The organism is Neobacillus sp. PVCKKU3 (assembly GCF_058323225.1).
In genome coordinates this window covers 1-20,941 of the sequence record NZ_JBLVQN010000013.1, presented here as the reverse complement: position 1 = coordinate 20,941, position 20,941 = coordinate 1, and the positions used below count along the sequence as shown (strand labels likewise).

Annotated in this window: 17 protein-coding genes; 1 reads left to right on the top strand and 16 read right to left on the bottom strand. The window is 39.2% G+C overall.

What is annotated here, in order from left to right; translation table 11 throughout:
* From gcvPA to ACNQGS_RS10740, 12 genes are all read right to left on the bottom strand, one after another.
* A complete protein-coding gene (gene gcvPA / locus ACNQGS_RS10795) occupies positions 1-1,440 on the bottom strand; it encodes an aminomethyl-transferring glycine dehydrogenase subunit GcvPA (RefSeq protein WP_491487292.1) in 1,440 nt (479 codons plus the stop codon).
* Positions 1,440-2,210: an SDR family NAD(P)-dependent oxidoreductase gene (locus tag ACNQGS_RS10790; protein WP_491487291.1), complete on the bottom strand. Its 771-nt coding sequence runs from the start codon at positions 2,208-2,210 to the stop codon at positions 1,440-1,442. Before ACNQGS_RS10790 ends, gcvPA begins: the two co-directional genes overlap by 1 nt.
* 35 nt (positions 2,211-2,245) lie before the next feature.
* Positions 2,246-3,265, bottom strand: a complete 1,020-nt coding sequence (locus ACNQGS_RS10785) for an NADP-dependent oxidoreductase (protein ID WP_491487290.1) — start codon at positions 3,263-3,265, stop codon at positions 2,246-2,248.
* 642 nt (positions 3,266-3,907) lie between these two features.
* Complete coding sequence (locus ACNQGS_RS10780) at positions 3,908-5,056, bottom strand: ArgE/DapE family deacylase (protein WP_491487289.1); 1,149 nt, start codon at positions 5,054-5,056, stop codon at positions 3,908-3,910.
* Between the two features lie 234 nt (positions 5,057-5,290).
* A complete protein-coding gene (locus tag ACNQGS_RS10775) occupies positions 5,291-5,779 on the bottom strand; it encodes a PTS sugar transporter subunit IIA (protein ID WP_491487288.1) in 489 nt (162 codons plus the stop codon).
* Between the two features lie 18 nt (positions 5,780-5,797).
* Positions 5,798-6,568, bottom strand: coding sequence for a MurR/RpiR family transcriptional regulator (locus ACNQGS_RS10770; RefSeq protein WP_491487287.1), 771 nt, complete (start codon positions 6,566-6,568; stop codon positions 5,798-5,800).
* Positions 6,569-6,653: 85 nt separating this feature from the next.
* Positions 6,654-7,988, bottom strand: a complete 1,335-nt coding sequence (locus ACNQGS_RS10765) for a 6-phospho-alpha-glucosidase (RefSeq protein WP_491487286.1) — start codon at positions 7,986-7,988, stop codon at positions 6,654-6,656.
* Positions 7,989-8,147: 159 nt separating this feature from the next.
* Positions 8,148-9,725 (bottom strand): alpha-glucoside-specific PTS transporter subunit IIBC, encoded by a 1,578-nt coding sequence (locus ACNQGS_RS10760; protein ID WP_491487285.1) that lies wholly within the window; start codon positions 9,723-9,725, stop codon positions 8,148-8,150.
* A gap of 184 nt (positions 9,726-9,909) precedes the next feature.
* On the bottom strand, positions 9,910-10,926 hold the full coding sequence (locus ACNQGS_RS10755; RefSeq protein ID WP_491487284.1) for a Gfo/Idh/MocA family protein: 1,017 nt from the start codon (positions 10,924-10,926) through the stop codon (positions 9,910-9,912).
* Positions 10,927-11,084: 158 nt separating this feature from the next.
* Positions 11,085-11,801 (bottom strand): DnaB-like helicase C-terminal domain-containing protein, encoded by a 717-nt coding sequence (locus tag ACNQGS_RS10750; protein ID WP_491487283.1) that lies wholly within the window; start codon positions 11,799-11,801, stop codon positions 11,085-11,087.
* A gap of 2 nt (positions 11,802-11,803) precedes the next feature.
* Positions 11,804-12,790 carry a DnaD domain protein gene (locus ACNQGS_RS10745; protein WP_491487282.1) on the bottom strand — a complete coding sequence of 329 codons (987 nt, stop codon included), beginning with the start codon at positions 12,788-12,790 and terminating at the stop codon, positions 11,804-11,806.
* A 360-nt stretch (positions 12,791-13,150) separates the two neighbouring features.
* Positions 13,151-13,315, bottom strand: a complete 165-nt coding sequence (locus tag ACNQGS_RS10740; protein ID WP_491487281.1) for a hypothetical protein — start codon at positions 13,313-13,315, stop codon at positions 13,151-13,153.
* Positions 13,316-13,463: 148 nt separating this feature from the next.
* Between ACNQGS_RS10740 and ACNQGS_RS10735 the strand changes: the two genes are divergently transcribed.
* Positions 13,464-14,399, top strand: coding sequence for an NADP-dependent oxidoreductase (locus ACNQGS_RS10735; protein WP_491487280.1), 936 nt, complete (start codon positions 13,464-13,466; stop codon positions 14,397-14,399).
* Between the two features lie 303 nt (positions 14,400-14,702).
* Here the strand turns inward: ACNQGS_RS10735 and ACNQGS_RS10730 are convergent, their stop codons facing one another.
* The 4 genes from ACNQGS_RS10730 to ACNQGS_RS10715 all read right to left on the bottom strand — a co-directional run bounded on the left by ACNQGS_RS10730 (position 14,703) and on the right by ACNQGS_RS10715 (position 20,918).
* Positions 14,703-16,361 (bottom strand): glycerol-3-phosphate dehydrogenase/oxidase, encoded by a 1,659-nt coding sequence (locus ACNQGS_RS10730; protein WP_491487279.1) that lies wholly within the window; start codon positions 16,359-16,361, stop codon positions 14,703-14,705.
* A 179-nt stretch (positions 16,362-16,540) separates the two neighbouring features.
* Positions 16,541-18,031, bottom strand: a complete 1,491-nt coding sequence (gene glpK / locus ACNQGS_RS10725) for a glycerol kinase GlpK (protein WP_491487278.1) — start codon at positions 18,029-18,031, stop codon at positions 16,541-16,543.
* A gap of 37 nt (positions 18,032-18,068) precedes the next feature.
* Positions 18,069-18,623: a glycerol-3-phosphate responsive antiterminator gene (locus ACNQGS_RS10720; RefSeq protein ID WP_491487277.1), complete on the bottom strand. Its 555-nt coding sequence runs from the start codon at positions 18,621-18,623 to the stop codon at positions 18,069-18,071.
* A 264-nt stretch (positions 18,624-18,887) separates the two neighbouring features.
* Positions 18,888-20,918 (bottom strand): alpha/beta hydrolase family protein, encoded by a 2,031-nt coding sequence (locus ACNQGS_RS10715; protein WP_491487276.1) that lies wholly within the window; start codon positions 20,916-20,918, stop codon positions 18,888-18,890.
* Positions 20,919-20,941 lie beyond the last annotated feature (23 nt).

Genomic DNA, 20,941 nt, shown 5'->3' with positions numbered 1-20,941 from the left:
TCACTCCTTCCCTACACAAATTTCATGGAGAGCTTCAACCAAATGATCAATCTCTTCCTTTGAATGGACCTCTGTGACACAGTAAAGGGCACTTTGACCTAATTCAGGAAAATCCTGTGACAAATCTTTCCCGCCAAAAATTTTCGCTTTTAAAAGTTGTTTATTGATTTCCGCAACCTTCATGCCCGTCTTGTTAAATTTGACGACAAATTCTTTAAAGGACGGACTCGAAAATACACATTCCACTCCAGGAATATCTTTTATTCTTTGCGAAGCATATTGAGCTTTTTTCATGATTGTGTCCCCGACCTCTTGCATCCCTTTTGGTCCCATAATCGACAGGTAGACTCCTGCCGCGATTCCATGGAGGGCAGCTCCTGTCCCCGTGAAGTCATTTCCCTTGTCACGAGAACCATAGGAAGAATTCAAATAATTAGCTGCAAAAAATCCATACTCCCCTTCGGAAACGGTTTCACAAATAGAATAAATAAAATCTTTATATTTGCCGAGATACCTATTATCATCAGGAAGTGCGATAAATCCAGCAGTACCGCCTCCAGCGGACATATGTAGTCCCAATGGATGCAATTCACCAACAACGATACTTGCACCGTAGTTGACAGGCGGTTCCATTACCCCAAGTGAAATCGGATCTACAGAGACGATAAACTCTGCCCCGAATTTTCGTGTTAAGCCGCCAATTTCTTTAGCTTGGGTTTCGATCAGACCAAAGAAGGATGGATTCTCAATGAGAACAGCCGCAACATTCGCGGACATTTTTTCTCTAAGGTCATCCATATCAATCAAACCTGTTTCAGGCTCAAAGTCTACTAAAATGATTTCAGCAAAGTCTTCGTCTGTTCCCCTCAGATAGTTTCGAACGGATAATAGAGTATCCTGGTTCATACTTTTCGGTAAAATAACCTGACGGCGTTCCGTGACCCGTACTGCGATTCTTAACGCATGACCAATGGCAATCGTATGATCGAACACCGGTGAACCGACCACATCCATTTCCAATAAATCCCCCATTAGGCTTTGATATTCAAACAATGCCTGGTAATACCCATGATTGCACATTGAGGAACCGGAAAAGGCCGTGGAAAATTCGCCACGCGTGATGATTTCATCACACACTGCCGGCACAAAGTGCGGTGCGCATCCCGCTCCTAGGAAACAGGAATAATCGTTTGCGTGAATGTTTTTATTTAATAATTTTTCCGTATGTCTTCTTATTGTAAATTCATCCGACATTGGTTCCGGTAGATTTAACAGCCCCTTTATTCTTAGCTGTTCAGGTATCACTTCAAATAATTGATCGATGTCTTGAATGCCGAGTTCCTTCATCATTTCCGCCCTTGTTTCCGGAGCAGTATTAGGTATATATGGATAGATTTGCTGTTCCTCTTTCAATTCATCTCCCCCGTCCATTCTTTTCATTACTGAGCCACACCGCGGACCAATGCATCGATAAGGCCCAAGCTGTTTCCGGCTGTTGCCCCTCCATCAATATTAATCGCCTGCCCGGAAACCATCGGACAATCATCTGCTACAAGAAAATGAATCAAAGCAGCGACATCTTCCGGTTTATTGATTCTGCCTAAAGGGGCGCCTGTACTGACAATTAACTTCTCAAGTTCCCCGCCTTGTTGGCTGGCAAGCTGTGGTGTATCGACTGAAGCTGGGCAAATGCAGTTAACTCGAACATTTTGCGGGCCAAATTCAATGGCGGCCACTTTCGTTAACCCGATAACCGCCCATTTGGAAGCGGCATAGGCAGCCATATTAGCCACTCCGCGAAATCCGGCTGTCGAAGATGTATTGACAATCGCTCCTCCATTAGTCATATATTTAATTGCATGCTTCATTCCCAAGAAAACACCAAGTGTGTTCACATTAAAATTCTTAAGAACATCTTCTGTAGTTGTATCGGTGAGAGGTGCTTCAGTCACTACCCCGGCATTATTGATGATAATATCCAATCGTCCATATGTTTCATGCGTTTTTTTCATCAACTCACTGACATCATCTTCATTTGAAACGTTCGTGCGAATAAATAATCCGCCAATTTCGTCAGCCAATAATGTTTGATCGGTTAAATCGGCGATTACCACCCGCGCTCCCGCTTCATTCAAGCGTTTCACTGTTGCTAGACCAATCCCCGAACCGCCTCCAGTTACGATAGCTACCTTCCCCTCTAAAGAAAACATCTAATCCCATCCCTTCAGTTCATTTTTTCACCACATTAATCCGAGACTTTCACCAATTGTTTTCCAATGTTTTCTCCTTTGAATAATCCTATAAAGGCATTTGGAGTATTTTCCAAACCATGCACAATGTTTTCCCTGAAATGGAGCCTTCCTTCCGAATACCACTTCAAGAGTTGATCCAATCCTTCCTGACTTTTGGAAGCATAATCGGATACAATAAAACCTTTCATTAATGCCCGTTTATGCAGCATTTCTGTCTGAATCCGCGGTCCTACTTGCGGGACCTCCAGATTGTAGAGAGATATTTGGCCGCAAAGGACAATCCTTGCCTGATTATTTAGGAAAGTAACCACGGTATCTGTCGTGTCACCTCCGACATTATCAAAATAAATATCCACACCATTAGGGCAAGCTTCTAACAGCGCCTCTTTAAGATTGGCCGTTTTATAATTGATCCCTACATCAAATCCTAGTTCATCTGTTAAAAATTTTACTTTTTCCTCCGATCCTGCAATACCAACAACGCGGCAGCCTTTAATTTTGGCAATTTGTCCAACCACCGAACCCACTGCACCTGCGGCACCAGAAACAACAACCGTTTCCCCTTCCACCGGCTTCCCAATTTCCTCCATTCCGAAATAAGCAGTTAAACCCGGCATTCCTAAAATATGAAGATATGATGAGAGAGGAGCAGCTGTTGAATTGAGTACGGTTAATTTTTCTTTACGATAATCCGTTCCGTTGGAGACAATGTAATCTGCCCAATCCAGCCTGCCTAAAACAAAATTGCCAGTTTGATATTCGGCGTTTCTTGATTCCACAATTTCACCTATCACATGACCGATCATGGGCTTATGTAAAGGGTATGGTTCTGCGTAAGTCTCAACGTCCATCATCCGTTCCCTCATATAAGGGTCTACTGATATATACAAAGAACGAATTAAAACCTCTCCATCCTTTAATGACGGTATTGGAACTTCAACTAATCTGAAATTTTCCTGTCTTGGCAAGCCCTTTGGCCGGCTATTTAGTAGAATCTGTCTGTTTGTTCTCATTTCTTTTCCCACCTTAAATATAATTTTGAAGAACTTAAAATAAGCTAATTCCAGTTTTTCAATCAATTTCGTATGTCTACCATTTCTAAATATAAATGAGGCAAAAAATCAGGAGTTGTACCTACTAGGATATTAAAATGACATATTTTCTATAATTGATAGATAGACAGGAATATTAGCGGTTTAATATATGAACCGATGTGCCATTTTTTTCGTTGGACTAATATAAACAATATTGATATTCTTTCTGTTATATTCCTAAAATTCAGATATTTTAGGTATAAATAATTAGTTCGCTATTTAAAATTGCTTAAAATACCATCTTTCAGAAGTGCTAATACAGGGATAATGGTATGCATTATAGCCCTAGCGATAATTGATGGTAATTATGGTAATGACTATAAAAAAAGTACCTGCCACGACTCGAATAAGATCGACCAAAAATCAACAAATTACGGGTAATGATTGGTACTTGCCTTTCTTTAAACATCAAAAAAGCGGCCTCCCTATTGGGATGACCGCTGTTTTGTAAAAAGGCTGTTATGATTCCTTTCCATTTTCCCTGTAACGCTTTATTTTAAAGAAAAAAAGATGACTACCAAAAATCGGTTGTCCTCTCTTTATTCTGTAAAGTATCTATTTTTATTTCGATAATCCTAAAATTAACTCTTTATAGATATCGAAGAATGCAAAGTAGTAATCCTTGTAAACATATTCATCTGTTTTGTGTGCCATTTTTGTTTCGCCTGGACCAAACATCATGAATGGGAAGTTGTCATCTTTACCTCGTAATAAGTTTGATGCATCTGTTACCCCTGGCGAACCTTTAACGGAAATTTCCAAATTTAAATGTTTTTTACCGAGTTCTTTAGCCAGATCAACCATTTTAGACTTTCCTGAAGTGAAAACACTTGGTAATGACATGGTCACTTCAACATCAATATTAGAGCCTTCTTTATTGTAAATGCTCGCTGTTGTGTTGAATAAATCAATCACTTCTTCGTTATCAAATTCTGGAATCGTCCGCACGTTTATTTCAGCTACTGCTTTTTCTGGAACGGAGTTTACTTGGTTCCCTGCATTAAAAATAGTTGTGCTCATAACCAATTTATCTAGAACTTCATTTTTACGATCATCGCCATTCAATTTTTCGTCTAGTTCTAATAGATATTCCATCAATGGATTAATCGCGTTATAACCTTGGTCAGGCATAGAACTGTGTGCTGCTTCACCAATAGACATTACACGCAAGTTAAGCGATCCTTTGTGAGAGTAAATAATGGTGTCATGAGAAGGTTCAGCTACCCATAGATAATCTACATCATCCATATAACCCTCATCGTATAATTTTTTTGAACCTGCTCCTCCGACCTCTTCACCAGTCGTTGCCATAAAACGGAACGTACCATTTTTTAATTCATTATTATCTTTGAGTTCAATCATCACTAAAGCAAGATTTACTAAACCTGCTTTCATGTCATTTGTTCCACGTCCGTATAATTTTCCGTCCCTTTCTGTCAATGTGAACGGATCTGAAGTCCACTCGCTTTCATCACCAGGAGAAACGACATCCATATGACCAGAAACACCAATGACTGGGCTCCCGCTTCCAATTTCAGCCACTAAGTTAACGCGAGTGTCTGTAACTGGAACAATTTTAGATTCAATGCCATATTCAGCAAATAAATCTTTCAAGTAACTTGCCACTTCAATTTCGTTTTCATTAATAGATTTAATCGCTATTATGTCAGATAAAATCTTTATCTTTTCCTCTTCTGTAAAATGTTTCATACTAAAATCCCTCCAAAATTTTATCGGTTGTGGGAAGAACAGGTAATGGCGAAAGGGAAGTTGTTTCGTGCAGCTTGTTCACTGGCTCAACCAAGACCTTGTTTTTAGAGGAGCGAAATACTCAATAATCTGGATATTTGTATACCATTGTATCGATTTATATAGATTTTTGGAACCAGTTGTAACTTGTTAAAAAGGAACTGGCTTATAGCAAGTTCAAATTAAAATTGGTTGTTACTTAAAAATTAATTTAGCAATCTCAGTTCCATTATTAACCTCTCCTGATTTTAACGGTATTATTTCAGCGATTTTTTCTTCAAAGTTCGGGAAAACAAGGACAGAAATGATTTCTTTTCCCTTTTCCTCAATATAGGAAAGATCAAAAGTACCAATGTGGTCATTAACACTAACTATATCTCCGGCATTAATTTTGATATTAAATCCTTCACCTTTTAGTTCAACTGTTTCAAGCCCTAAATGTAATAGCATTTCAAGGCCATCTTCCGTTACCATTCCGATTGCATGTTTAGTAGGAAACACTTGTGTAACCTTCCCATTTACAGGAGAAAAAACTTCGCCGTTCGTTGGAATAAAGGCTAGCCCTTCGCCCATCATTTTCTGTGAAAAAACGGGATCCGGAACACTTCCTAATGGAATAAGCTCGCCCTTTAAAGGGCTATGGATGAATATACTTTTTTCTTTTTTACTTTTCTTAAAAAACATCATTTCACACCTCAATGTCTATCTTTTACTATTAATATAATCTAAATATCCAAATGCCAATGCTTCTACCACCATAAAAAAGGAAGAGGCGGATCGTACCCACCAATTTTTTGGAATAGGATTCATCGTACTGGAAGCATATAAATTAAAATCAGCATGTCCTGACAACCAATTACTTTTAAAATTAGTAAGGGAAATCATTTTTGCACCCTTAACTGCAGGAATATCAAGTAATCCTTGTAAGTTTGGATTTTCACCGGATAGAGAAAACAGAATAATTAAATCTTTAGAAGTTAACTTTTCAATTATAAGCCTATATTCATTTGCTTGGGCCATTGCTGGAATAATTTGAACAGGTTTGCCAATAAGCAGGAATAATCGTTGCAGTTCTGCAGCTTGATTTTTCTGTGCTAAACCTGTAGAAATGACATAAATATTTTCACTAGTATCAATTGCTTTATAAATAGGTTCAAAGTCCACACTATTTAAATAGTCTAACGTTTTATTGACATCATAAAGAACTTGTTCAAATAATTCATTTGGTTTAAGTTCCTCACTTGGGCTGGCATTTTCCCACTTTACAAAGTTTTTAAATTCACTATATCCACTAAAGCCTAATTTTTGAGCAAATCTTAATACAGATGATTTGGATGCTAAACTATTTTTAGCTAACTGATTAATACCCATGTTCCCAATTTTATCTTTATTAGCAAGAACGTACTTAGCAATAGTAAAATCAGTATCACTCAAATACTCATAATTTTTATTAATTAACTCTTCAAGATTCACACGGAGATCCTCCTAATTTAATTAAAACAGGCAACAGGGTATGAAAACACCTCATACCCTGCTGATTTTAGCAAACCCTTTTTCCTTAAGAAAGTTCCGGCCAAAAATCCTTGTTTACCTCGATAAGATCATCTAAAATTGCCTTTGCAACACTTGCACTTGGTACTGTCTTTGACAATGTCAGCGCCTGCCAAAGTTTTTGATAGGATTTTTCTAAATAAGCTTGAACGACTAATTTTTCTACTGATACTTGTTGTTCAATCAATCCCTTTTGGAATTGAGGAATTGTCCCAATAGATAATGGTTCCACACCTGCTTTACTTACTAAACATGGAATCTCAACCATTGCAGTTGGATCAACGTTTGCAATCGCCCCATTATTAGGAACAATTAATAGCATTCTTTCATATGTGTTGTAGGCAAGCGCTCCCGCCAATCGAACGATGAATTCCGCGTGTTCCCCGGCTTCAATACTTGTTCCTTCAGCGGTGCCAGCTTCGGCAATTCGTATACATTCGGCAAAAACATTCTTTTCACGATGTTCCATCACTTCGTTTGCCCGTGTATGCTCTGGGTTTGAATGTTGTACTACATAGTCAGGGAATAAATAATATTTTAAATACGTATTTGGTAGTGTATCCGGGTCTACAGCGTATACGTCCTTAGCTTTAGTAAATGTATCCATCCAGCTGGATTCCGCTAGCAGTGGATTATTAATCCCATCATTTTTAGCCCCATACCCCCATTGTTTTACATGTTCTTTCAATCTTGGCATTAAGTCATTGCCTTCTTTATCATAAAGCTCAGTCCACCAGCCAAAATGGTTTAGTCCATAATACCGTTCAATCATATCATTCTCAGATTCCAACCCTAAAATGTCAGCCATTGATTTTTTAATGGCAACCGGCATATCACAAATATTAATGATTTTCGAGTTAGGACGTAAGATACGTGTAGCCTCTGCAACAATCGAAGCGGGGTTAGAGTAGTTTAACATCCAAGCACTCGGTGAATACTTTTCCATATAATCAATTAATTCAATTACTCCTGGAATGGAACGCATACCATAGGCCATGCCGCCAGGTCCACATGTTTCTTGGCCAACGACCCCATATTTTAATGGAATTTTTTCATCTAGTTCACGCATTTTTAGACCACCAACACGAATATGTGCCATTACGAAATCAACATCTGTAAAAGCTTCCTCGGGATCTGTTGTTGCTGTGAATTCAATTTTAGGAGCACGTTCCTTAATGATAATTTCACATGCCTTCGCAACGATATCTTGACGTTCTTTATTATTATCGTAAAATTTTAATTTCCGTAATGGAAATTTATCTTGATTTTCAATTAACATCATTACAATTCCAGCTGTATAAGTACTTCCCCCACCAGCAATTACTACAGAATTTTTTTTCATTTTAAGTCCCTCTTTCCTTATTGTTGTTATGTCTTAGTGTATAAATATTTCTTTAAGGTGAGTATACTGCGATTTTCCCTTCATCGTAATAGTTTGGAAAGATGATGGGAAAGGTTTCACTCATTGGGAGATTTCATTAACTTCTAACATCCTATATTTCTATCCAACACTTTTAATCTTTTCTTCTATTTTATCTCGAACTTGACCAACTGAGAGTCCAACTATTACTTGGATCGCTTGTTTATTCCGAACTAAGCCATGTGCTCCATGTTTTCTAAAAACTTGTTCACTTTCTAGTTTTTCAGGGTCTTTTACTGTAACACGTAATCTCGTTGCACAGTTAGTAATATCTTGAATATTTTCAGCACCACCTAAATCTGCTAAAAAGTATTCTGCTAATTGTTCAAAAGAACTGCTTCCACCTGTATTTCCTAATTTCTTTTCTTTATAATCCGCTTTCGTATATAACTTGCTTTCTACATCATCAGACTCCCTGCCTGGCGTCAAAATATTAAACTTAATAATTAGATATCTAAATAACACCACATAGATAACGGTAAATCCTAAACCAATACCTATTTGAAGCAGCCAAGTGGCCCAGTGATTTTGCCAGGTACTTGCCCAAGTAATCGAGAAATCAAGTAAGCCGTATATGAAGTTACCAGAAACACCAAAGGCATACATAATTGCAGTCATTAAACCAGCCAAAATAGCATGAATTAGAAATAAATAAGGAGCTATAAACAAGAATGTAAACTCTATTGGTTCTGTTATCCCTGTAATTACTGCAGTAAATGCAACAGGTAAAATTAATCCAATTGTTTGTTTTCTTTTCTCTGGTCTACTTGTAATGATCAGTGCAATTGCTATGCCCAAGCATCCAAATACTTTGGAATTCCCAAACAAGGTAAAACCACCCTGAGGAAACAACTCTGTCATTGATTTAGTCGAATTTGCAAACTCTGCTACATGAGAAAACCAATAAGCTAGAAGTCCCCCATTTACTGCAGCCGGTCCATAGGCAAAGGGCTGCCAAATAAAATGGTGTAAACCAGTTGGAATCAGAATTCTTTCTAGAAAACTGTAAAGCCCTACACCTATAGCACCAGATGTTTTTAATAGCCCTTGGAGTGAAAAAATCCATTCTTGAATATGTGGCCAGACAAGACAAGTTAAAAATGCTACTGGTATCATAACTAAGAATCCTACTATCGTGACCAAGGCACTTCCTTGGAAAATTGCTAAAAGGTCTGGCAATTTTTTATCATAAAAGCGTTCATGAAGCCAGATCGTAATTCCTGCAATAATTAATGCACCAACCATACTGGTATCAAGCGTTTTAATACCTGCTATACTTGCTAATCCGCTATATCCGCCTACATCCTTAGAGAAATCTACCCCAAAGGTTGAACCAGATGTTGATAATAATGAGTTGATAAATACATTAAAAAACATATAAATAACGAAAGCTTCCAGTGCAGCCCTGCTCTTTGATTTCTTTGCTAAACCAATAGGTAAACCGATCACAAATAAAAGGGGAATATTTTGAAATACAACGTAACTCCCATCAAAAATCAATTTCCAAAATGCATACCAAATGGTACCTTTAGCAGCAATACTTCCAACCATTTGCTCATTTAATAAAGTGTTACTGAGTCCTAGTAACAATCCCATAGCCGGCATAATCATTACTGGAATAAACATGGCTCCGCCAAATCGCTGCAATTTCTGCATCATAATGAATGACTCCTTTTAGTTTTTATAAGAAAGCGCTATCTCTAGAGAAATTATAGAGTTGCATGATGATTCAAACAATCACTTATCAATAACTTGGGAAAAGTACCAGATAATGAAACAAATGAGACTTAGAAAATTAAACATAACTTTCAGGAGTAGTCCTTGACTATTAAAAAAAATCCCTTTAGTTTAAACTGAAGGGATTGCTCGTACTATTTATCCTATCCGCCTGAAATTCAAGACCAATCTGTTTGCGCGCTTCTTCTATGATTCTCATAGTTATCATGGAATGATTGTGCGAATTGATACTTGATTCTAACTGACCAGACTTAATTACATTAATAAATTCTTTGGTTTCATAATACATTGTGTTGTTGGATTGTGGGTATGTAATATCTTCTACTCGTCCATCTCGATAACGAATTTCTACTTTTTGTGGCTGATTGATATTATCTATAATAATGTTTCCATTTTCACCTTGAATCTCAGAAGGAATATTCGAATCTGTTATTTTTGAATACATAATTACTGCATCCATATCTTTATACTTCAGCAATAGACTTCCTTCTCCGTCTATACCCGAGTCAAGCATCAAAGCATTGGCATGAACACTAGATGGGACGCCAAATAATACAACCATTGGATAAATACAATAAATACCAATATCCATTATAGAGCCATTTGAAAATATAGGATTGAATGCATTTAATATTGTTCCTTGCTTGTAAGCATCATAACGAGAAGAGTATTGACAATAACTTGCAAAATATCGGCGTATTTTCCCTATTTTGTGTAAATTACTGTAAACACTTTGAAAATTAGGAAGTAACGTTGATTTTAATGCTTCCATTAAAACAACTTTATTACTTTGAGCAACTTGAATCATCGTTTGTAATTCGGTTGTATTGGAAGCAATGGCCTTTTCACAAAGTACATGTTTGCCATACTTCATAAAAATGATAGCTTGCTCTGCATGAAGGGAATTTGGGCTGGCTATATAAACTGCGTCAATTGTATTGCTTTGTGCCATACTTACCAAATCTATAAAAATGTTCTGTACATTATATTTTCTAGCAAATTCTTTTGCTTTTTTCTCTGATCGAGAATAAACAGCGGTTAAAGTAAATTCCTTTAAATCACTTGCATCCCGAATAAATAAATCCGTTATTCGATTCGTTCCGATTACTCCAAATCGTATCATTTTTCTTCCTCCATAATGTAATTACGCCTTTTTTTCTTAAGAAAACGCTATCTATTAAAGCAATTATAGATTTGGATAATTACTCCAACAATGACTCACCATTAACTTGGGAAAAGTTTCAGATAATGAAATAAATTTCATCTAGTTTGTCCTGGGAATTACATTAATTCAATGTTACCTACTGCATTATTTACCTGTTGATAATTAAAGCCCCCTGTCGAAGCAATTAATCGTTTGGTTATCAGTTTCTCAGGCATTACTAAAGAAAATACGAGTGGCAGATAACCGGCCCAACCCGCCATTTTGGCAAAATGAAGCATCACGTCGGTTTTTCCCATTGATGGTCTGGCCGCTAGAATCGTGACTTCCCCGCCCTGAAAGCCCCCCGTCATGTCGTCGAGCTGTTTGATACCCGTGACACTTTTCAGGCGCAATTGAACTTCCCAGGGTGCCTCATAGATGTTGGCCAACGCTTGTTGTAACGAAGTGTGATCCTCAAGCTTTAATTGGCTGATTTTATCCAATTCGCTAATGACCTTGGCAATCTCCCATTCATTCATGGCGGCAACATTCAAAATGTTTCGCTTTTCCCGATCCTTCCACGACTCAAGAATGAGCTTTTCCATTCCATCAAATTTCTCAATGTCTGCATAGGACAACAGCTCAGAAAGATAGGACATTCCTCCTACTGATTCGAGATCGGGCAGCGTTGAAAAAGTAATCAAATCAATATTCTTACCGACACGTTTGAACTCCACCATTTTACGCATGATTTCTTTATGCCGTGCACTTTCTAGCTGTTCAGGCTGAATCACAGTATCCGTTAGTAAGTACTCCGCCTTCATCAAACTGCCTAAGAACGCTTTTTCAGCCATACTCATTCCTCTTCACCTGCCGTTAGATCGAGTTGGAATCCACTTGGAATATCTCTTCCAGAACGAAAGGTTTCTGTTGATTGCCTAGACCTTGGTACTGCCTGTTGGGGTGCCTGTTGGGAATCAACATCAGCTACGGTCAGTAACGATTCATTTTCCCAGTTTCTAAGAATCGCAACTATATAGTTGAGCCTTCGCTTGTTAGTAGCACAGGCAATCTCCATGGCTTTTAAAATCATCTCTTTTGGCTGTAAAAAGCTAGAATCCTCTAACCATGCTAACAGCTGCTGCTTCGCCATCACGTTCGTAAAGCCAAATCCATTCGCGTCCCAAAACTCGATAATTTCATTCACGTCTTCCGGCTTTGTAAGATTCTCTAAATCTGGAGTGTCCTCCATATATGGCTGAGAAGCTATCTGTTGTTTTTGTTTTTCTTTTTTATTTTCTTTTTCTTTTTGCCCACGTATCGTGTCACGGCACGCCAACGTATCGTAAAATTCTTCTTCCGTATCGGTATATGTATCCTGTTCCTCGTGTTCACTTACCTTGTTGCTAAAAAGCATTTCTTCTTGTCTACTAAAAGATTCGTAAAGTCTGCTAATCCCGGGATTGCTAATGCCTTCTGAAACATACGAAATAAGCGAGCGGTCCTGGACCTCTTTTAGCTCGGCGGTTATACAGTCCATGATCGGTTTCCCGCCTTTATGCAGGTTATATTCCCCCCAGTATTTAAGCGCCAGTTCTTTTGTTTCCTCATTGTAGCGAATCAACTGATGATGCTCGACAAATCGTTCCATTAACGAATGAACAGTCTCCATTGAATAGCCCAAATGAAAAGCCATTTGCTTCTTCGTGATTCGATAGATGCCAATTTGCGTTGTTTTCGAATTTGTCAGCAGATAGAGGTAAAAATACTTCTCCTCCGGGGTCATTTCTTCCACAATGGGATGTTCCCAAAATTCAGTTCGCACCATTCGATACTTAGCCATCTTCAACCACCATCCTTGTTTTTTAACAATTTCTATTCATTTGTTATTTATGGTTTGGTGAGGAAAATGGATATGGTTGTTTTTATAAAAATGTGAATGTTTTATGACTTCTGGGTTAAATATATGAAAAATAAATAAGCGGGGAACAATATTATAACGGGTTCCCTTTCCTATCACAGAACTTGAAAATGCAAATCAAAATGTATGCAAATTTGCACTATGTTTTGCCTCAGTATTTGTTAATAAAAAGAAAAATGGCCCAGTTAAACTGAGCCATTTTCTTTATTTCACTTTAATTTGCCTGTTCTAAAGCAACCCGTTCATCCCAGCTTCTCAAACCGCCCCGCTATAGCAGGAAAACTAAAAAGTGTGCCTTGCACCACTCGAATCAAAATCAGCGTACGTTAAGCGGGTTATCCCGGAAGTCGTTCTTGAAATGACTTGCTTTTTTGTAAATGGACCACTTAAAACAGCCACCGCTAAAGTAAAATACGAGCTATCCTGCAGGATTGTAAACCCGGTCACCGGCCCTTACTGCATATATATATCCCCATCTTCGTTTATAAATTATTTTTAATCAAATTCAGATTATTATTCGAATAAAAAGATGTATTAGATACACAATAGTCTTGGAATACTGAGCAGAATATTACAAAAAGGTGATGGATAGAAGATGAAGGCAATTGTAATTGATCATTATGGCAGCAAGGAGGAACTCAAGGAAAGGCAAATGCCCAGACCTGTTCCTAAAGAGGGAGAGGTGTTAATTGAAATGCACGCCACTTCCATTAATCCTATTGATTGGAAACTTCGAGAAGGACATCTAAAAGAAATGCTTCCATTTAAGTTTCCCATCATTTTAGGCTGGGATGCGGCAGGTGTTGTCTCGGAAATTGGCCCCAAAGTCTCAACGGTCAGTCTTGGGGACAGGGTTTTTGCGAGACCTGAAACTACTGCAGAGGGAACCTATGCTGAATACATTGTTACACAGGAAAATCTTCTAGCCAAAATTCCTGATAATATCAGTTTTGAGGAGGCCTCAGCGGTTCCTCTTGCAGGATTAACTGCCTACCAATGCCTAGTGGACTTTGTTCAGTTACATGATGGAGATAAAGTATTAATTCATGCAGGTTCGGGTGGTGTAGGTAGTTTGGGGATACAAATAGCAAAAAGTCTTGGTTTCTTTGTCGCAACTACAGGCAGCAGCAAAAATGAGGAATTTCTGAAGTCTCTTGGTGCTGATATCGTGATAAAATATGACAAACAAGATTTCGAGAAGGAACTTAAGGATTATGATTTAGTTGTGGATACCCTGGGAGGAGAAATCCAAAATAAAAGCTTTCAAGTTTTAAAAAAGGGTGGGACATTGGTTTCGATTGTACAGCCCCCAGATGAAAAAAAGGCAGATAAAATGGAGATTAAAGTCAAATTTCACTGGCTTATACCAAATGGTGAACAACTAAGAAATCTAGCAGATTTAATGGAAGTGGGAAAGTTAAAGCCCATAGTAGGCAGTTTATTTGATTTTAGTGAACAGGGTCTGCAAGAAGCACATGCACTCAGCGAATCGCATCATGCAAAAGGAAAAATTGTCATAAAGATAAAATAGTAAATGGACAGGTTTTTAATTAATGAAAGAGTAACTCAAAAAGAAAAGAGCCTTTCCTTAATATGGAGAGGCTCATTACTCACTGTTACATCTGTTTAAATCTTTTCTTACAGTAGTGAACAGCACTCCACATGTGTGGAATGTATGCGGCAACTCATGGGTGCTGGTGAGTTTATCTATTTTAATTCGTTCTAATAGTTTCTGGTATCCCTTTTTATTTTGTATCCATATCATGTCACTAAGAAAATACTTTTAAAATAATTTTCCACAACTCGTTTGGTTGTGTGCATCATGAGATTACACTTACTCATCAACAGGGATAACGCAAGCTTTCAAGGCATCCTCTACGGCCAAAGTATATTTGTTCAGAACTTCCTCATTCCAATTAAAACGATCACACATGTAAGCAATGACTTGGTTCTTCCATTTTTGAACGGATTGAATATTAAATAAAATATCCCCTGTCCGCCGATTCAAGAAATCAATCGGGGTGGCCGCCATTTCTTGTTCAACCGCATAGACGAGTCGGGCAAATAAAGCGAGCGGTAGCTGATAATTGAATGCATCATCCTTATTTGAAACCAATAATTCGAATACTCGACCGATATTGGAGCCATAAGTCCTTGTTAGCTTTTCGGCTTCTTCTTTGGAGAGCCCCATCTCCACCCCCTGCATAATATGTTCTGAAACATAGGCATCAAAATTTCCTGACCCACCTACATCCCCACCGGAAATCGGCATGTTTCTTGTTTGGCCGGCCGGATAACCTTTTCCTTCCTCTGAAAGAAATTTTTCAGCTAAAAGATTCGTGATTGTTTCTGCCATTTTTCGATAGCCAGTTAATTTCCCGCCTGCGATGGTGATTAGTCCCGAATCCGATACCCAAATTTCATCCTTCCGGGAAATTTCCGAGGCCTTCTTCCCTTCTTCGTAAATGAGCGGACGAACGCCGGCCCAGCTGGATTCGATATCCTGATCACTAATCTTAACGTCAGGGAACATATAGTTAATCGCATTGATTATATAATCGCGGTCGCTTACTGTTATATTGGGGTTAACGGCATCCCCATTATAGAAGGTATCTGTTGTCCCCACATAGGCTTTCCCGTCCCGTGGAATCGCAAACACCATCCGCCCATCGGGTGTATCAAAATAAATTGCCTGTTTTAATGGGAATCGGGACTGATCAATGACAAGGTGAATCCCTTTTGAGAGCTGGAGTGTTTTCCCCTTCTTGGAATGGTCCATTTCACGAATTTTATCGACCCATGGGCCTGTTGCGTTCACGATTTTTTTGGCCCGGATTTCATATTCTTCACCCGTTAATTGATCTTGTATGGCGGCTCCGACAACTTTTCCATGTTCGTATATAAGCTTCGTGACCTTTGAATAATTAAGGGCTGCAGCTCCTTTATCGACAGCTGCCTTCATCACTTCAATCGTTAATCTGGCATCATCCGTCCTGTACTCTACATAATAGCCTCCGCCCTTAAGTCCAGCTTTTTTAATAAGCGGTTCTTTCGCTAACGTTTCTTCGGCAGACAGCATCGTCCGTCGCTCGGATTTTCTGACACCGGCAAGAAAGTCATAGACCTGCAAGCCGATGGATGTTGAAAACTTGCCGAACGTCCCGCCCTTATGCATCGGCAATAGCATCCACTCTGGAGTGGTTACATGCGGGCCGTTTTCATACACAATCGATCGTTCCTTCCCAACTTCAGCCACCATTTTAATCTCAAATTGCTTCAGGTAACGGAGCCCGCCATGAACGAGCTTTGTCGAGCGGCTGGAGGTGCCTGCGGCAAAATCCTGCATCTCAACAAGCGCCGTTTTCATTCCCCGCGTCTCGGCATCAAGCGCAATCCCCGCCCCGGTAATGCCGCCGCCGATGATTAAAAGATCATATTGAACGCTTTTTAGCTTATTGACGATTTCATTGCGATTTAAATTTGAAAAGTTCATTGCTGCTTCCTCCCGATTGCAGAAGCCTATTATAGTATGCTTCTGGTTTTTTAGGGGAAATAAAAAAGAGACCACAAAAGACATTACCGCTACTGTAATGTTTGTGGTCTCTCCAGTTTCTCCTGACAATTATTAACTTGATTTTATTATATCACAAATACCCTCTAGTGGAAATATGATTATTTGAAGGCGATTGCCGCTTTCACTGCCTTTTGCCAGCCACCGTATAGTTGCTCGCGGTTTTCCTCCGCCATTTTCGGTATAAATTGCCTTTCCTCTGCCCATTGCTTGGAAATTTCCTCTTGGTTTTCCCAGAAACCGACTGCAAGCCCCGCTAAATAGGCCGCACCCAATGCGGTTGTCTCGTTGACCACTGGTCTTTCAACTGGAACACCAAGGATATCACTTTGAAAATCCATTAAGAAATTATTCTTGACGGCACCGCCATCGACGCGCAGGGTTTTAAGTTTAATTCCGGAATCCGCCTCCATTGCAGACAGGACATCCTTTGCTTGATAGGCGAGTGATTCAAGGGTTGCCCTGATAAAGTGTTCTTTCGTTGTCCCCCGTGTTAGGCCGAATACAGCACCGCGTACATCACTGTCCCAGTACGGGGTTCCCAAGCCAACAAATGCTGGCACCACATAAACGCCTTCCGTTGATTCGACCTGAAAAGCATACTCCTCGCTATCTTTAGCATCCTTGAACATCCTTAGCCCGTCGCGAAGCCATTGAATCGCGGAACCGGCTACAAATATGCTTCCTTCGAGTGCATATTCCACTTTTCCGTTAAGCCCCCAGGCAATAGTTGTTAATAATCCATGATCAGATTGGACGGCTTTCTCTCCAGTATTCATTAACATAAAACAGCCAGTACCATAGGTATTTTTCGCCATTCCCTGTTCAAAACAAGCCTGGCCAAACAAGGCAGCCTGCTGATCCCCGGCCACGCCAGAAATCGGAACCTCTTTGCCGAAGAAATGATAATCAACCGTATTCGCATAAATTTCCGATGATGGGCGAACTTCAGGCAGCATTGATTTTGGCACACCAAGTATAGCTAACAATTCTTCATCCCACTTCAATTCGTAAATATTGAACATCAGAGTTCTTGAAGCGTTAGAATAATCAGTTACGTGGGAACGGCCGCCGGAAAGCTTCCAAATTAACCAAGTGTCAATCGTGCCAAACAACAGTTTACCCTGGTCTGCTTTTTCGCGTGCTCCGGCCACATTTTCGAGAATCCATTTTACTTTGGTTCCTGAAAAATAAGCATCAATAAGCAATCCTGTTTTTTCATGGAATAAATCATGATAGCCCTTTGCCTTCAGGTCTTCACAAATTTCGCTCGTTTGCCGCGATTGCCAAACGATGGCATTATAGACTGGCTGGCCGTTTTCCTTATCCCAAACCACTGTTGTTTCCCGCTGGTTGGTGATTCCGATTCCAGCAATTTGTTCAGGTTTGATGCCGGATTCAGATAAGACTTCGGCAATGACGGATAGAATTGAGCCCCAGATTTCATTGGCATTCTGCTCAACCCAGCCCGGTTTTGGATAATACTGCGTAAATTCCTTTTGGGCACTAAAAATGATTTCACCCCGTTTATTAAACAGAATCGCACGAGAACTCGTCGTGCCCTGGTCTAATGCCAGAATGTATTTGTCCATTGTAAACCCTTCCCCTTGTCAGATATATTCAAATAGATTAACGATGGTTAGCGAAAAAGTCCCACAATTCCCGCTTTGAGGTGGTGATTCCTTTTGCCCCCGCATCTAGCGCGGCCTGCACTTCTTCCACAGTCCGAATTAGTCCTCCTGCAAAAATCGGTATATTCACCCGTTCTATCACTTCCGTAATCATCCATGGCATGGCACCCGGGAGTACTTCAATAAAATCAGGTCTCGTTTTTTCGATTAATTTATAACTTTTTTCCAAGGCATGACTATCAATCAAAAAAACTCTTTGGATGGCGAAAACCCCTTTTTGTTTCGCTTTTTGAATCACATTTGCTTTTGTGGAAATGAGTCCAAATGGTTTGAATTCCTGACAAATATATTCGGTTGCGTATTCATCACTTTTAATTCCACGGATTAAATCGACATGGTAAATCATTTTCTTCCCGAACTGTTTTGCCATTAGACTGATATTTTTTAATTGGGCAACATGCATATCTAAAAATACGCCAATTTCATAAGGGCTTTGCAAAAATAGCTCGAATTCTTTCATGTTTGCCGAAGCAGGCAATATTTTCTGGTCCATTTATACCGGCAACCCTTTCCTCGGTTAATTTTGTCATCTTCCTAACTAAGAATACAAAAAAGACAGCAGATAAAAAGAAGTAATGATCTCCTTTCTACCGCTGTCCCCGTATCTCCTCAGCAAAACACTAGAATTTCAAAAAAGTTTCAAGATTCTAAGTTAAACATAATTATTAACTTGTTATTGTAATTATAATCCTGTTTGAATTCTATTTCAACGTTTTCATTCGAAAGGTATTCTTTATTCGGTACTTAAGACATGGTATTAAAATATTGTATACAGGGTTGAATTAGCTACTGTAATCATTGTGAATAACAACGTATTAAGGACAGCGCCGACATAAACATTTCCTGTCAAACGATATAAGAAGCGATTGAAAATAGCCGCAATCATAAGTACAGGTACCAGGGCAATTACAATGATGGATGAAAGAGCCTGTTCAGGGTATCCGGCGGTTCCTGTTACGAACAACAAACCATATTGATAGCCCAGGTACAGGATTAAGCCTCCTACGTATAGAAGAATCGAAACAATATAACCTTTGATTCCATCAAATTTCTTGCCGCTTGTGTTCATATTGGCAGAAATGCCGCTGATAAAGTAGTAAATGAAGAACAGTGGTGCATATTTTAGCAATGCAATCACATGTTTACCCTCAAATGTTTTTACAGCAAATGTCCATAAACGGAAGTCGGTCTTGAATACGGCATCAATAATAAACAGAATCGCAAACCCAACCACAACGGCCAAAATGGCATTGGCGATCGCCGCAATAGCTGCCAGTAGATTTACCTTGACACCGTAATTGGCAATCGTTGCCCCTTCCGGCTTCTTGGTAACGTAATGATAGCAGACCATTAGCATAAGGGTAACGATGGCGACATTAATGGCCCAATAGACAACTGGATTTGTAGTCGGTGATCCAAAGAACGGTGTTGTCGCAATAAGTTCTGCCTGGTATTTAAGAAAGATATATTGAACTGCACTTAACATGAGCATAATCGCAGAGCACGTTTTAATCGTTTTATCTGATTTCTTTACAAAAGAGATAATCATGACAATTGCTGATATAACCATCAAAATGATACTAACTTGCCTTAATAATCTCATCCCAAAAAAGGCTTCATTTGCATTGCCGCCATATAAGGATGAAAAGAATAGTGCCGGGAACAACGCACCGAATAGGACAATTAAATAGTTTGCCGCCTTTGCCCCGTTTGTTGTTGGTACGGATAATGGTTCTGGTTTCTTTGTATAAATCTTATTAAAGAACGGTAATTTCGAAATCAACATAATCAGTGGAATAAACAACAGGAAGAATCCAATCAGAGCAACAAACTCAAAGAATTCCTTGTACATCCATGTTTGTCCCGATTTATCGACGGATACAAGATCGCTATAATCAGAAAAAGCTGTATTATAAAAATCAATTGCATCGGAGGTCGCTTCTTTAGAGAAGTGGTTCCAAGGATGAGTTTCAGCAGGTTGATATACGATTCTTTTTCCACCATTCACATCATAAAATTGTCCCGCCTGTGGATTTTTGGGATTTCCCAAGAACCCGCTGCCTTCTGGAGTGCCGACGTAATTCTTCTTCACTACAGTTTTCCCAGTAGCTTCCGCCGCTGCATCAAAGAAGAATTCATCGTATTGCGCAGCTACTTTTCCCGACGTTCTAGGTCCATAAGAATTATTGATATCTTCATCTGTATATTTAAGCGCATGGAGCCATAAATAATCAGAGCCCAATGTTAGTGAACTGTAGATTTTTCTGATGCCGCTGTTTTTGAATTCTTTTTCATCAAGTACGACAGCATTGGTTGAAGAAAATCCACCCATGGAGTGTCCTGAAACCGCAATAATGCCGTTCCCTGCTTTATCTTTTAACACAAAGTCCTGCTCATACATATATTGGACAGCATCATACATGGAAGTCGGCCAAAATGAAAAGAACGGAACGGGCTTTTTCATTTTCCCTGTTGAATGTCCATGGTCATACTGATCTAATGCTAAGACAACATACCCCCTTTTTGACATTTCAATCGCTTGTGCATCCTGCATTTCTGCAGAATTGAGGTATCCATGTGTTGTGATGATTGTAGGTCTTGGTTCTTTATCTGCCTCTTCAGGTTTATACAATAGCCCTGAAAGTTCCCCACTTGGCGTATCAAAATAGATGCGTGAAACATCTACCTTTCCATACGAGTTATTAAATAAACTGGCAAAAATGCTTCCTACCAAGATTAACACTAACGAAATAGCAATCCATACGATTGGCTTTTTTAACCTTTTCATATTATCCCCCTGTTTTATAACTT

Excerpts from the sequence above, each read along its gene's own strand:
- gcvPA (WP_491487292.1), bottom strand. The coding sequence starts at position 1,440 with ATGAAAAGAATGGACGGGGGAGATGAATTGAAAGAGGAACAGCAAATC.
- ACNQGS_RS10790 (WP_491487291.1), bottom strand. The coding sequence starts at position 2,210 with ATGTTTTCTTTAGAGGGGAAGGTAGCTATCGTAACTGGAGGCGGTTCG.
- ACNQGS_RS10785 (WP_491487290.1), bottom strand. The coding sequence starts at position 3,265 with ATGAGAACAAACAGACAGATTCTACTAAATAGCCGGCCAAAGGGCTTG.
- ACNQGS_RS10780 (WP_491487289.1), bottom strand. The coding sequence starts at position 5,056 with ATGAAACATTTTACAGAAGAGGAAAAGATAAAGATTTTATCTGACATA.
- ACNQGS_RS10775 (WP_491487288.1), bottom strand. The coding sequence starts at position 5,779 with ATGTTTTTTAAGAAAAGTAAAAAAGAAAAAAGTATATTCATCCATAGC.
- ACNQGS_RS10765 (WP_491487286.1), bottom strand. The coding sequence starts at position 7,988 with ATGAAAAAAAATTCTGTAGTAATTGCTGGTGGGGGAAGTACTTATACA.
- ACNQGS_RS10760 (WP_491487285.1), bottom strand. The coding sequence starts at position 9,725 with ATGATGCAGAAATTGCAGCGATTTGGCGGAGCCATGTTTATTCCAGTA.
- ACNQGS_RS10755 (WP_491487284.1), bottom strand. The coding sequence starts at position 10,926 with ATGATACGATTTGGAGTAATCGGAACGAATCGAATAACGGATTTATTT.
- ACNQGS_RS10750 (WP_491487283.1), bottom strand. The coding sequence starts at position 11,801 with ATGGCTGAAAAAGCGTTCTTAGGCAGTTTGATGAAGGCGGAGTACTTA.
- ACNQGS_RS10745 (WP_491487282.1), bottom strand. The coding sequence starts at position 12,790 with ATGGCTAAGTATCGAATGGTGCGAACTGAATTTTGGGAACATCCCATT.
- ACNQGS_RS10735 (WP_491487280.1), top strand. The coding sequence starts at position 13,464 with ATGAAGGCAATTGTAATTGATCATTATGGCAGCAAGGAGGAACTCAAG.
- ACNQGS_RS10730 (WP_491487279.1), bottom strand. The coding sequence starts at position 16,361 with ATGAACTTTTCAAATTTAAATCGCAATGAAATCGTCAATAAGCTAAAA.
- glpK (WP_491487278.1), bottom strand. The coding sequence starts at position 18,031 with ATGGACAAATACATTCTGGCATTAGACCAGGGCACGACGAGTTCTCGT.
- ACNQGS_RS10720 (WP_491487277.1), bottom strand. The coding sequence starts at position 18,623 with ATGGACCAGAAAATATTGCCTGCTTCGGCAAACATGAAAGAATTCGAG.
- ACNQGS_RS10715 (WP_491487276.1), bottom strand. The coding sequence starts at position 20,918 with ATGAAAAGGTTAAAAAAGCCAATCGTATGGATTGCTATTTCGTTAGTG.